Here is a 13,685-nt window from a genome sequence, read left to right as displayed (position 1 = left end):
ATCTGCCAATTTTCCAGTTAAGAGATAGATGCGCTTAGCATTCTGGCTGCCTGAACCTCCTCCATCAGTTTCCGTGCATTTACTTTGACTTCTGATAAATAGGCATCTGTTAAAGTCTTCTTTGGATCTACCAATGAGGTGCCTACACCTACTGCAACGGCACCAGCGTAGATATAATCCTTTGCATTTACTAAGTTAATCCCACCCGTTGGCATGAGCGGAATCTGCGGCAGCGGTCCGGCAATATATTTAAAATAACCTGGACCGACACTCCCCGCTGGGAACACTTTAATCACATCAGCCCCATTCTCAAAAGCGTTTAAAATTTCCGTCGCCGTAAAGGCGCCTGGAACACTGATGACCCCATATCGCTTTGTCATGCGAATCGTCTCTATATTTACCGTCGGTGAAAAAATAAACCGCGATCCCGCCATAATCGCCGCTCTTGCAGTCTCTGCATCAAGGACGGTTCCGGCCCCTACCAACATTTCATCCCCAAATACATCGGAAGCTTTTTCAATAATGGCCAGCGCATTTGGAGTTTCCACCGTAATTTCAAGCGCTGTGACTCCGCCTGCCTTCAATGCTTCACCTATCGGAACAATTGAATCGAGCGACGCACCTCGAATCACAGCCACCACTGCTCTACTTTTGATTTCCTCTACACTCATAAAAATCTCTCCTTTAATAGCCAACAGGCTTAGAGTGACCTCTAAAGCTGTTCATGATTTTATGCAATTACTTTAATATCAGAGTCCTTACTTTGCTTTTTAGAAGCGTTTACCGCAAAAACAGTTAAGATTGCTGAAAGAAATAGCGATCCCGCCATAAAGATATAAGAAGCACCAAATCCGCCAGTCGCGCCATTCAAGTAACCTACAACATAAGAGCCAACAAACGAACCTAATGCACCCATACTATTAATCAATGCCATTGCGCCGCCAGCAACATTACGTGGGAGGATTTCCGGAATAATCGCAAAGAATGGACCATACGGAGCATACATCGCACCGCCTGCGATGACTAAAAGGATAAAGGAAATCCAAAAATGATTTGTTCCAATAGAATACGAGAAATAAAAGGCAACCGCGCCAATTAATAGGAATGGCCAAACAAATGCGCTACGTTTTAATGTTTTATCAGAGAAATAAGAAGCTACCAGCATTAAAACAACTGCTAAAACATACGGCACGGACGACAACCAGCCTGTTTCCACAATATCCATATTAGGTGCTGCCTTAATAATCGTTGGAAGCCACATTACAAACCCGTAGACCCCAATGCTCCAAAGAAAATATTGGATGCTTAGTAAAATAACAGGTTTTGATTTAAAGGCTTCACCATAATTCTTAACCACCTTTAAGCCTTTTTGTTCTTTTTCCAACTGTTGTTCAAACTCAAATTTTTCCTGCTCAGTTAACCATTTTGCATTTTTCGGTTTATCATCGACGATTTTCCACCAAATGAATGCCCAGATGATGGCTGGAATTCCTTCAAAAACAAACATTAATCTCCAGCCAAAGGAGTTAAGAAGATAACCTGATACAATTGACATCCACAATACTGTTACGGGATTTCCTAAAATTAAAAAGGTATTAGCACGAGACCGCTCAGCTTTTGTAAACCAGTGACTTAAGAACACAAGCATCGATGGCATAACAGCGCTTTCAACGACGCCCAAAGCAAAACGAATCACAAATAACAATTTAATATTGCTAATCAATCCAGTAGCAGAAGCTAAACCACCCCATAAAATCAGTGACCAAAAAATTAATTTTTTCGCACTCTTTCTTTCTGCATAAGTGGCACCAGGCACTTGGAAAAAGAAATATCCTAAGAAGAACAAAGAACCAAGTAATGAAGAGATACCAGGTGTGATGTGAAGATCCTTCGCTAGTCCAGATGCTGCACCAAATCCATAATTGGCACGATCAAGATAAGCGAGGCTATAAGTGATGAAAGCAATTGGAATAAGGCGTATCCATCTTTGCTTTGCAATCGTTTGTTTCATTTTTACTCCACTCCTTGTAAGTTATTTTTTATATAATCTAGTAATTCTCGTTTGCTCGGGTAGCCATCGTTGTCCCCAGGTGTTTGAACTGCTAAAGCACCGATCGCATTTCCTCTTAATACCGACTCATAGATAGATAAACTTTCAATCAATCCGCTGATGACTCCAACGGCAAACCCATCGCCCGCTCCAACCGTATCCACGACTTTTTCTACTTTAAAGCCTGGAACGATTCCGTTTTCTGATGATGTTTTATAAAAAGCCCCTTCCTCTCCAAGCTTAATTACCACAAGCTCAACACCTTTTTCTAAGTAAAAAGAAGCGATATCACTTGGATTTTTATAACCGGTTAACAGCTCACCCTCGGCTATCCCTGGAAAGACATAATCAGCTTGAAACGCAGTTTTATTGATTTGTTCCACCATTTCCTCCTGCGATGCCCAAAGAGATGGGCGCAAATTTGGGTCAAAAGAAACCTTGCGGCCATTCTTTTTCATAAATGATAACGCATGGTTCGCAAAAGCTCTTGCCTGTTCCGAGATGGCTAATGGAATCCCCGTCATATGAAGGAAATTTGCTAATTGAAAATACTTTTCGTTGAAATCATCGACAGATAAATGGCTTGCGGCAGAACCCTTTCGAAAATATTGGACCTCAGGGTCGCCTTCAACTACCTTTGATTTTAATTGAAATCCGGTCGGATGACGGTCATCAACTAAAACATGTTCTATGTCAACGTTTTCACACTTAAGCCTATTGATAATAAATTTCCCAAATGCATCATTGCCTACTTTACTTGCCCAGCCAGAACGAAGGCCAAGTTTCGTAAGTCCGATAGCAACATTGGTTTCTGCACCGGCCAATTCTCTCGTAAATTGATCTATTTCATGTAAAAAACCAGGTTTGTCCGCAATAAACATTGCCATTGCTTCACCAAATGTTATTACATCTAGTTTCTCCATTATAAAACCTCCCTATCTCTGGTTATGTCCGAAATCGAACGGATATATTTATTTGTTTTTTCTTTTGGAGCAATTGGAAATTCTAGCGCATTTACAATCTCTGCTGGAAAAGATTTATTAATGTTTTCCAGCATTTATTGGACAATCACATTTTTCATTGCCAAGATCCTTTCTGTGATGTAATTGTAGTGCTGTATTTCGATTAATAAATCGGTTTATTAAACTATTAAAAAAATAAATTTGCCTAATAGACAAATTTTGAAAAAGATTAGTTTTGTTTATAAACCGATTTAGTAAACCGGTTTAGTTAATCGGTTTATAAACAGTATAAACTGATTGTAAGCGTTTTTCAATAGTTTTTTCGATTATTTTTCTCAGCATTGTCTTTCGATTCTTCCAAATCAATAATCAGAACTAATGTCCTTTCCCTGCTGGTATCCTCAGCTAAAATCCACAAAGGGGAGGCAATGAACGCAATGATACCCAACAATAACATTTTGATAGGACTTCCACACTGAAAACAATGTCGATACAAGTGTCCCTTTTTCTTTCCGTGCCATTAATTGAATTTATCGAGCAAATTCCCCTTCATTTATTATATTAGCCGGATTCATCTAAATAATTGTCAGCAATATTTTTGCCAATGCTTATCATCACTTTAAGTGAAGAAATTTTTCCGATATCTGTTTGGGCCGCTGCTGCAGGAAGAGCATATTTAGGTCCCAGCACATGGCCGATCAAGCTAAGGAAAATCATGACCCCCATAACTTAAAAAACGCTATTCTTACTGTAATAAGGTGGAAAGGAAGGTGTTTATTGTGTGTAATGATGTTACAAACGAACTTTTTCATTTTTCTCAGGAATTCCAACGATCTTTCTACATAACTGATTCAAGGAAGTACTAGCTACTTTTAGACTTAACTATACGCACAGCACTAGTAAATCTTTAGCTAGATATTTACTCGTTCTTTGGACAAAACCTACTTTTTGGTCATCTGTTGTAGAGCTTGAGGGGAACACCATTGATCCGTCTTGCAAGAATGAGGGGAAAGAAAGTTATTACAGAGGCAGCAGTGTTCGCTATCCAAGCATTGGAGCAATTTGTCCTTTATACAGGCGTCCACCCTAATGAAGAGTAATTCAAACGAACTGCCGATTACGCCCGAGGCTGATGCAATTGTTGAACCTAAAAAAACTGTTATCAAAAATTTTAGAACTGTGATTTATTTCGCTAACAGGTATAGTTAAACAAAAAATGAAAACCCCAATCATTCCTTAGCATAGGAAAATTGGGGTTTTTTTTAAAGTCATAGTTCCGTTATCTAGCAGCTAGAAGATTAGGAGGCCTGGGCGATTCTTCTTTTTACCGTTCATTCAAAGGAGTAAGAGACACCAGATTGTTTGCGAACCTCATCAATAAGATTCATGACATCGACAGACAATTTCAAAGTATGATTCTCATTTTTATTTAGAACATAATTATTCATAGCTTCCACTTCATATTGGAATGCTTTTTCTGCTTCACCTTCTTCAATGACTTCTACATGACCATCTTCTGTAAAAGTAATCGTTGCTTTTGTAGGTCTTTGATAATCTTCTACTAAAATAAAACCTTTTTCTCCAGCAATAATCACATTCTTTGGCATTATTGCCCTCAATGTCAAGGATATAACGGCCATCTCATTTGCTTCATTTTTAAGTAAAATTCCTACTTGCTCATCTACACCTGTTTCAAACTTTTTGACTGTCGTTAAAACTTCATTAGGTTGTCCAGAAAGAAAATACCTTGAAAGCGATAGGGCATACGTACCAATGTCAAGCATGGCACCACCCGCTAAATCCGGATTAAAGAATCTATTTGAGGGGTCGGGCTCTTTATAACTACCGTGAGATACTTGAATCATGTTTAGCTTTCCTAATTGTCCAGAGTCTAAAATATTACGTAACTTTTTATAGATTGGCATGTGGTAAATGGTCATTGCTTCTGCAACGATTAAATTCTTCTCAGTGGCTAAGTCAACGATTTCCTTTAATTGCCCTCCATTTACTGTAATCGACTTTTCACAAAGAACATGCTTGTTTCGTTTTAGGCTTTCCATGATCCATTCATAATGGAAAGTATGTGGTGTTGCAATATAAATAATATCAAGATCATCGTCATTTAATAAGTCTTCATAACTGCCGTAAACACGATCAATATTATATTCATTCGCAAACCTTTGCGCTTTTTCAAGGTTTCTGGCGCCTACCGCTGCTATCTTGCCATTTACATCTATAATAGCGTTTGCAAATTCTTTTGCGATAATTCCAGGTCCAAGAATCCCCCAGTTCAATTGAGTCATCTTCCATCATCCTTTTCATAAATGTATTTTGATAAAAAGTCTCATACTGTTTGCTTAAGCTTACTTTGTTCCTTTTTAACAGTTGCCTGAACGATGGCTGGTAATGTAGCTGCGATGAAAGCGGCTACAAAAAGTAAGACAACTAAAGTGTAAATACCTGTATTAAAGTTAAAATACTGAATTAAGAAGCCAACAATGTAAGGTCCGAAGAATCCACCAAGATTTCCAAGAGCATTGATGGCACCTCGGGCACCGCCTGCCACCTCTTTGCTAAAGATACGGGATGGAATTGCCCAGAATACCACACCTCCTGCTTTAGCAAAAAATCCAGCGCCGATTAAGAAAATGTAAGAAATCCACACATTAGCATGTATCGTAGTCGACAGTAACAAGCATAACGCAAAACCAATAAGCGGTAATGCCACAAATTCTTTTCTGCGGCCAGTTCGGTCAGAAAGTTTGGAGAAGAGCAGCATCCCGGCAATACAGGCAATCCATGGTAAGCTTGAAAGAAGGCCGACCATGCCCATCCCGCTGTTCGTTAATTTCTTCAGTGTAGTTGGCAGCCACATCGAAAAGCCGTAATCCCCTGATTGATAGCAGAAGTTTAAGATGATTAATTTCCACATAGCCGTGTTCGGGAGCAAATCTTTCAGTGATGCCTGTTTAATATTATTTTCCTCTGCCAGTGTTTTTTGTTCCTCTTTTAAACTATCCAAAATATATTTTTTCTCTTCATCACTAATCCAAGGTGCTTGTTCCGGACGATCCTTCACTAAAATCAACCATGGAATAAGAACAATAAGAGAAAGGATTCCTTCCAAAATAAACATGAAACGCCAATTCGAGAAAGAAATAATGTAACCCGAAATTGGTCCGGTGATAATCGACGCAATTGGAGCAAACATCAAGACCAATGCGTTAGCACGGCCTCGTTCCTCGTTCGGGAACCAGTTAGAAACCATTGTAAGAACAACCGGCAGCATTCCGCCTTCAACGATTCCCAAGATGAAACGAAGAATCAGCAGTTGAGTCGAATTGGTACACAAACCGCTTAAGATAGAAATGACTGCCCAAATAGGAACAATAATCGATATGACCTTTTTTCCGCTCCGCTTCGCTGCAATTTGTCCGGCTGGAACCTGTAAAAATAAATATCCAAAGAAGAAGATGCCTGATGCTAGTCCAGCGATGCTGGCTGTCATACCCAAGGCTTTATCCATTCCGCCCGATATCGCAAAACTGATATTAACCCTATCCATATAAGCAATGATACAAACGATTAACAATGGAGGTAGAATACGTTTCCACCGGCTATTGTGTAACTTGCTAAGTTCACTTTTCATCTTAATTATCCTCCTTTAAATGTGTCCACTCTTTTTAATGATAACGGTTACATAACAGATTCTTTAATCTTGATAACAACTCTCCGTATCATTGTACTTCCACCATATTCCCATATCGGCCGATGAACGTCTTCTGGAAAAAAAACGAAATAATCGCCAGGTTGAAAAATCACTTCATGTTCATTTTCAACTTCTCCATAATAGATCGCATCTTTCGTCTCTAACAATGTTTCTATTACGGGGTTATTCCCTAGATCGACGGCAAATCCGACCCGTTCTTTTCCTTCCACTGAATAGTGCACTTCGATATATTTGCGGTGCACTTCCGGCTTCGCCTCTTCCTTTACCATTGTCTTACGGTCGAACACCTGAACAAAAATATCCTCCCCCTCAATTGGATAAATGTCGGGTTCCATATGGATAAACTCATCTTGTTTGTTTTTTAAATATTGAATAGCCTTGGCAATCGGTTTGGGATATTTTTTATCGATGTTTTCATTTGCATGAATGTTTGAGAAAAACATGGTTAACTCTCCTTTTAATTCAAGTAAATCTGTTTATTAAACGACTGTTTCTACATGTTTTTTTATAAAATCTATTAATTCGGGTTTCGTTGGATAACCGTCGGAGTCCCCAGGTGTCTGAACAGCCAATGCTCCAATGACATTTCCTCTTAATACCGTCTCTTCCAGTGCAAGCTTCTCGAGCAAACCGCTAATCACTCCAACCGCAAAACCGTCACCTGCTCCCACCGTATCCACAACCTTTTTCGCTTTAATACCCGGGACTGTTCCTTCTTCTAGAGCGGTTTTATAAAACGCTCCCTCAGGACCAAGCTTGATCACAACAAGCTCAACGCCTTTTTCTAAATAAAAGGAAGCAATATCACGCGGATCTGTATAGCCTGTTAAAATTTCACCCTCAGTAATTCCCGGAAGGACATAGTTGGCTTGAAAGGCTGCTGCGTTGATTTCCCCGACCATTTCCTCCTTTGAAACCCATAGGGACGGTCTTAAGTTTGGGTCAAAGGAAACGGTTTTGCCGTTCTTTTTCATAAACGATAGAGCATGTTTGGCAAATGACCTTGCCTGTTTGGAGATCGCAAAAGGAATTCCTGTCAGATGCATTTGCTTAGCTGACTGAAAATAGGCTTCAGGAAAGTCTGCGATTTTCAGCTGGCTTGCCGCGGACCCATTCAAGAAATATTGAATCTCAGGATCCCCTTCTGCCACCTTCGCTTTTAATTGAAAACCGGTTGGATAATGGTCGTCGGTCAGAACTTGACTGATGTCAACGTTTTCATTATGAAGACGTTCGGTAATGAATTTTCCAAACGCATCATTGCCCACTTTACTGACCCAGTCAGCCCGAAGACAAAGCCGTGCCAGTCCGATCGCCACATTGGTTTCTGCACCCGCAAGCTCAAGCATAAATTGGTCAATAGTATGAAGTGGGCCTGTCTGATTGGCAATAAACATCCCCATCGCTTCGCCAAAGGTAATCACATCAAACTGGTTCAGGATATACCCTCACTTTCTAACATGAATTTGTTGAGCAGATGAATGTAATCTTTCGTTTTCTCTTTAGGCTCAATTGGAAACTCGAGCGCTTTCGTCATGCCGCCAGGAAAATACTGCATGACATTTTTCCAAATCTGCTCCCCTTCCTTTTCGAGCGGCACAGTAATAAGCTCATCACCTTTTTTTTCCACATTTTTTAAATGAAGATAAATCACATAAGGGGCAAGCTGGTGTAAAGCCTCCACCGCATCTTGGCTAGTGAAATACCAGTTCCCAGCATCAAAGGTCATTTTGACTGGAACATTGAGAACGTTAGCGCTTTCAAAAAAGGTTTTTAATCTGCCAACGTTTCCGCCATATAGTGTTTGATCATTTTCAACCAGTAATTGAAATCCTTGGTGTTGGTTTAAAAAATTATTGAGTTTGACAATTTCGGAATCTTCCCGATGATAATGGCCAAGCGATACCTTTATCCAGTCAGCACCAAGGGCGATTGCTTCCTGAAAAACTTCGGTCAATTCCTCTTTGTTTAGCTGGTGATTTTCATTCCATAATTCAATCGGAGCAGAATAGACGGTAAAAAGTCTGTATGCCTCAATTTCATCTCGAATAAGCTCAAGCTGTCTTTCTTGGACTGGTTTCGGCAGCAATTCACGGCGAACCTCGATTCCAAACGCTCCGGATTCCGCTATCAGCTTTACAAAGGATTCTTGTCCATTCTTTATAACTTCCACACTATCAAAAGCATTCAATGGGACGATCACATTTTTCATTGCCAAGATCCTTTCTATGATGTAATTATAGTGCTGTATCTCGATTAATAAACCGGTTTAGTAAACTGTTAAAAAAATAGGTTTGCTTAATAGACAAATTTTGAAAAGGATTAGCCTAATAATAAACCGATTTAGTAAATCGATTTATAAACAGTATAGACTGATTGAAAGCGTTTTTCAATAGTTTTTTTCGATTATTTTTCTCAGCATTATCTTTCAATCCTTCCAAATCAATCATCAGAACTAATGTCCTTTCCCCCGCAGATATCCTCAGCTAAAACCCAGCAAGGGGAGGCAATGAACGCAATGATACCAATAATAACTTTTTTCCCGATGTCGCTTCGGGCCGCTGCAGGAAGAGCATATAGCATAAACCGATTAATGAGTGGTTTAATGCTTATTATTTTATTACCAGTATTGCAAACTGTTGTTGCGACTGTCATGTTAATTGTTATATTGGATGTTGCATTACTTGCCCCTAGTACAATGGGAAGTCATTGGACTGCTAGGTAACTCAGGGTAACTTACTAAGCTAAAAGGAAAAGAAGGGTAAAACTTTTGAACGGCATATTTTATTTAATGCGGTTATAATGAATTTAGAATTAATTAAATCAGAAAGAGGATTCTCATGAAACCGAAAGTTATCATCTATAAAAAAGTAGATCAAAAAGTATTAAATTTTATCCAGGAAACTTGCGAAATCGTTTATTTTGAGAAATTGGATTCTAATAATCAACTTGATTTCCTTCGTGAGTTAAAATATGCGAATGGGATATTAGGTTCCGGGTTGAAAGTAAATAAGGATTTATTAGATAAGGCTCCCCAATTAAAAATTGTAAGTAATATCTCAGTTGGCTACGATAATCTTGATTTAGCAGCATTATCAGCACGCGGAATCATGACGACCAATACCCCTGAAGTATTGAATGATACAGTCGCAGATACCATTATGGGATTAATCCTGTCTACTGCTAGAAGGATACCGGAATTAGATCGTTGGGTGAAAAAAGGGCAGTGGAAATCGAGCCTAGTAGAACAGTGGTTTGGGGTAGATGTTCATCATAAAGTTTTAGGAATTATTGGCATGGGAGAAATTGGTTCTGCGGTTGCCAAAAGGGCACACTTTGGGTTTGATATGGAAATTCTTTACCACAACCGTTCGAGAAATAGAGATGCAGAAGAGAGATATGGATCCACTTTCTGTTCTATGGAAGAACTGCTCAAGAAATCTGATTTTGTCTGTCTAATGACCCCACTTACACCTGAGACTGAAAAGATGATGGGTAAAACAGAGTTTAAGTTCATGAAAAAGTCAGCGATTTTTATCAATTCTTCAAGAGGGAAAACGGTGGATGAGGAGGCTTTAATTCATGCTCTCCAGACAGGTGAAATTTATGGTGCAGGATTAGATGTATTTGTCAAAGAACCAATTAATATGGATAATCCTCTAGTTTCAATGAAGAATGTTGTTACTTTACCGCATATCGGCTCTGCCACTTACGAAACTCGCTTTAAAATGGCGATGTTAGCTGCATCTAATCTCGTATCTGGGTTAAAAGGAGAAATCCCTGCTAATTTAATTAAAAGGTAAACTGTAAAAAGTATTAATAGCTGCAAGGGACTTTACTAGAATATAATCGCTTTGCTCATTAAAAAAGAAAGGCAACATCACCAATTTTGGGATGTTGCCTTTTTACGTTTGTTCTAACCAAATTACAACAACAGTTGTTTCTGTTCAATTGTTGATGCCTCAGCCATTTCTTGGTGCATTATTCTCTCCACTTATAGCTTCTGCAGGGTCCATTTTAATTTTCTGACCAGATGGTTAATTCCTGAAACAGCTACCTATCCATCCCATCTAATTATCTTTTTTCAAACTAACTACCAAATACTTAAAAAGGAGTCCATCATCATCGCCAATAACTTTATTTTTTTGTTCAACTATTGCATGCGTAGTTGCATAAAAGCCTTTTTTAGTTCTGTATAAAATTATTATGAAACATGTTGGAAATACTACTCCTAATTTACTGGAAGGAGCAGACCAATGAGTTTAATCAAATCCCTTAGGTTTGTGATGATTTTTGCGTTAATTTTTACATTCAATAATAAAGTAGAATTTGCTACATCATCGGATAAACCCAAACCCCTAGAAGAGTTTTATCCAGAAAGTGGTTTCAAAACAATCGAAGCAGCTTCTGCTGAATTTGAAGATCAATTTAAACAACCACTCAAGTTACCATTAAGGGTTCCTCCTATTAGCTTTACACATTATTTCGGAAGATTTCAACATACGAGCGATGGAATGAATGATCTTTTTGAAGTAGAGGTAAAAAATGATAAAGTACCCAAAAATCATTACATGATTGTTATTCGACCGATTGTTCACAAAATAAATTTCAATGGAAGAACGGTTCTGGGTACTTATCAATTAAAGAACGGAAAACCTGCGACCTTGTACGAATTAGGTAGGATGAAACATACGAATCGAAAAAGTAGCTACGACGGGTTTAATTTGTTGGTTTTCGAAAGAGAGAATTGGCAATATCAGTTAAGTATCGATCGAAGGGTAGCCGATATTGTAACGCCTGAAGTATTAGTTGAAATTGCAAATTCAATCGATTATCCAGCTGAGCGACCGATTGAATAAGAGAAAAGGAACTTCGCATGAAACGAAGTTCCTTTTTTCTTTATGTAACTAACGCATTAGTTAGTTGTATAAGGAAATCCCATATATTAATTAATTTGTCTAAATGGTCTTAAATATTATAATCGCAGCAATTACTATCGTAATAAAGAATTGTTTCCAACTCTGTACTAAAATAGGTTTTCCTCTTACTACCCTATAAATTATTGAAACAATATTAATTAAAATCACGCAAGTAATGAAATAAAACAGATTTCTGTGATCTCCATGAAATATACGGTCTAATCGTTCCACTTAAAAATATCTCCCTATATATATAAATTTTATATTTATATTTCAAATATCATTTCTATTTCTTGTTACAAAAACACATTGTTTCTTTACCAATAAAAAGAGAATAGGCTACCATTAGTAATCCAATAATTAAAGCAGGCGTAGCATTCAAGATAACTCCCGTCTAATATCTCTTCAAAATTCCGATGATTTTCGGTCTTAAGTAACTAACGCAGTGCGTTAGTTACTTAAGAATACTAATTACCTTGTGTTTTTTTCAAATAATCACCGTAATAGTCTGCTTTATCCAAATCATCATATTTTGGTGTAGCAATTATTGTGTAGTCTTTATTTTTGTCTACTTTAAACAATGCATATGTATCTAATTCATCTTTCGATGGAAACTCTTCACCATAATCTACAACTAAAATTTCGATGTTATATATCCCTTCTGTTAATACTCCACTTTTTTGAAATTCTTTCGCTATTTCTTTTGCTTTAGGCACTTTAGAAACTTTATGCCCATTTTTATTTAAATCATATTCAAACAAAAAATTCACTACTCCCATATATCTTGAATTAGTGTTTCTTGGATCCGTTGGTTGAAAGGTTGGTATTAATTCATTTGTGTTTATTGTTTTTGTCTTTTTAAACTCATCGACCATTTCGTCCGAATAGACTAGATTTAGTTCAATGTTTTCGTATGGATATGGAAATGTTGTTGAACCTGAATCTATTACTACTTTATTAGGAACTTTTGTAAAGCCATATTGTTTAACCAGATGTTTCATTTCCTTTATAACTTCAGGATGTTGCTCTATATATGCACCTTTGAATAGTTCTAAAAAGATGTCATCACTTTCATCTTCTAAAATTTTTAATGAATCGCGTTCTACTTGTAAATACGCATATGAACGGTAAGGTGCTTTAATTTCAATATGTGTTTGATGGTCTACTCCTTCAAACCAATTATCATCTGTATCTATCACTGTAAATTTGTCAGATAAACCATAATTTGTATTTAAATAATTATTAATTGGTTTTTGAACATCCTCTTTTGAAACACAGCCACTAAGCGTTATGGTAAGTGTACCCACAAATATTAGTCGACTAATTCTATTTATATTTCTCATTTGTATTCCTACATTTCTTAAATTTTTAATAATAAAATTATAACATTTTCTTATTCAACTAAACTGCCATTTAGCCACCCATGCAGCGCAAGCGCTGCACCACAGCGAATGAAAATATATGGAAAGTGTCTATACTGATACTGACTTTATCCAGTCATCTGTAATCACTAGGTTTTTTAGATAACTCTACTCTTTTTTTAACGATTGAGCAGAGTTTTCTTTAGTATTGTCATTTATCTATTTATGAAGAAACTAATTTCCATGGTAGTTTAAGTGAAAAAATTCACAATAATAGTTTATTTAAACTCAAATAATCTATTTGGCTGAAACCATTTCTAACAAAATGACCCATTATCGAATAAACGAGCTACCCCTATTAATATGAACTGTTTTTTTACTTAAAACAATTAAAAGTTTACGTAAGATGGTTAAAATAGACGATACATCTTTATATATTAACACTATATAAATCTTTATTATTTTATTAACGTTTTATATTAATAACAGAGTTTAGCATAAGTAATTTGAACCTTTTATTCTAATGGTACATTGATACAAAAATAATAGAAATAATAATAACTTTATACTTAAAATATTAATACATTTTATCTAATTCAGCGGGAACTTATGTTGTATTTGGTGCGTTTCTATATCAGCAGATTCTGTATAGTATTTGGTGCG

General features: G+C 37.2%; 13 protein-coding genes. 3 read left to right on the top strand and 10 right to left on the bottom strand.

Translation table 11 applies throughout. The features are described from left to right. Positions 1–17: 17 nt before the first annotated feature. The 9 genes from COJ46_RS01545 to COJ46_RS01505 form a co-directional block, all read right to left on the bottom strand. Positions 18–671 (bottom strand): bifunctional 4-hydroxy-2-oxoglutarate aldolase/2-dehydro-3-deoxy-phosphogluconate aldolase, encoded by a 654-nt coding sequence (locus tag COJ46_RS01545; RefSeq protein WP_097974472.1) that lies wholly within the window; start codon positions 669–671, stop codon positions 18–20. Between the two features lie 59 nt (positions 672–730). Continuing rightward, a complete protein-coding gene (locus COJ46_RS01540; RefSeq protein WP_097974473.1) occupies positions 731–2,011 on the bottom strand; it encodes an MFS transporter in 1,281 nt (426 codons plus the stop codon). 2 nt (positions 2,012–2,013) lie between these two features. Continuing rightward, positions 2,014–2,973, bottom strand: coding sequence for a sugar kinase (locus COJ46_RS01535; protein ID WP_097974475.1), 960 nt, complete (start codon positions 2,971–2,973; stop codon positions 2,014–2,016). 600 nt (positions 2,974–3,573) lie between these two features. Next, positions 3,574–3,729 carry a hypothetical protein gene (locus tag COJ46_RS24275; RefSeq protein ID WP_176522466.1) on the bottom strand — a complete coding sequence of 52 codons (156 nt, stop codon included), beginning with the start codon at positions 3,727–3,729 and terminating at the stop codon, positions 3,574–3,576. 614 nt (positions 3,730–4,343) lie between these two features. Then, positions 4,344–5,315 (bottom strand): Gfo/Idh/MocA family protein, encoded by a 972-nt coding sequence (locus COJ46_RS01525; RefSeq protein ID WP_097974477.1) that lies wholly within the window; start codon positions 5,313–5,315, stop codon positions 4,344–4,346. Positions 5,316–5,356: 41 nt separating this feature from the next. Then, positions 5,357–6,661, bottom strand: a complete 1,305-nt coding sequence (locus tag COJ46_RS01520; protein ID WP_097974478.1) for an MFS transporter — start codon at positions 6,659–6,661, stop codon at positions 5,357–5,359. 47 nt (positions 6,662–6,708) lie between these two features. Beyond that, complete coding sequence (locus COJ46_RS01515) at positions 6,709–7,185, bottom strand: NanQ anomerase/TabA/YiaL family protein (protein ID WP_097974480.1); 477 nt, start codon at positions 7,183–7,185, stop codon at positions 6,709–6,711. 36 nt (positions 7,186–7,221) lie between these two features. Continuing rightward, entirely contained in the window at positions 7,222–8,184 is a 963-nt protein-coding gene (locus tag COJ46_RS01510; RefSeq protein ID WP_483294968.1) for a sugar kinase, read from the bottom strand. Beyond that, the gene (locus COJ46_RS01505) at positions 8,178–8,954 is read right to left on the bottom strand and encodes a sugar phosphate isomerase/epimerase family protein (protein ID WP_097974483.1); all 777 of its coding nucleotides are present in this window, start codon (positions 8,952–8,954) and stop codon (positions 8,178–8,180) included. Before COJ46_RS01505 ends, COJ46_RS01510 begins: the two co-directional genes overlap by 7 nt. A 297-nt stretch (positions 8,955–9,251) precedes the next feature. On the opposite strand from COJ46_RS01505, the gene COJ46_RS01500 reads away from it, so the two are divergent. The 3 genes from COJ46_RS01500 to COJ46_RS01490 all read left to right on the top strand — a co-directional run bounded on the left by COJ46_RS01500 (position 9,252) and on the right by COJ46_RS01490 (position 11,601). After that, positions 9,252–9,467, top strand: a complete 216-nt coding sequence (locus tag COJ46_RS01500; protein WP_097974485.1) for a hypothetical protein — start codon at positions 9,252–9,254, stop codon at positions 9,465–9,467. A 115-nt stretch (positions 9,468–9,582) separates the two neighbouring features. Continuing rightward, positions 9,583–10,545: a 2-hydroxyacid dehydrogenase gene (locus COJ46_RS01495; RefSeq protein ID WP_097974487.1), complete on the top strand. Its 963-nt coding sequence runs from the start codon at positions 9,583–9,585 to the stop codon at positions 10,543–10,545. Positions 10,546–10,998: 453 nt separating this feature from the next. Then, a complete protein-coding gene (locus COJ46_RS01490) occupies positions 10,999–11,601 on the top strand; it encodes a hypothetical protein (RefSeq protein ID WP_097974489.1) in 603 nt (200 codons plus the stop codon). A gap of 527 nt (positions 11,602–12,128) precedes the next feature. On the opposite strand, the gene COJ46_RS01480 is transcribed toward COJ46_RS01490, so the two are convergent. Beyond that, positions 12,129–13,004: a hypothetical protein gene (locus COJ46_RS01480; protein WP_097974492.1), complete on the bottom strand. Its 876-nt coding sequence runs from the start codon at positions 13,002–13,004 to the stop codon at positions 12,129–12,131. Positions 13,005–13,685 lie beyond the last annotated feature (681 nt).

Origin of the sequence: Bacillus sp. AFS077874 (assembly GCF_002566505.1) — a bacterium.
Lineage (GTDB): Bacteria > Bacillota > Bacilli > Bacillales > Bacillaceae_G > Gottfriedia.
This window is presented reverse-complemented; position numbering and strand designations above follow the sequence as displayed.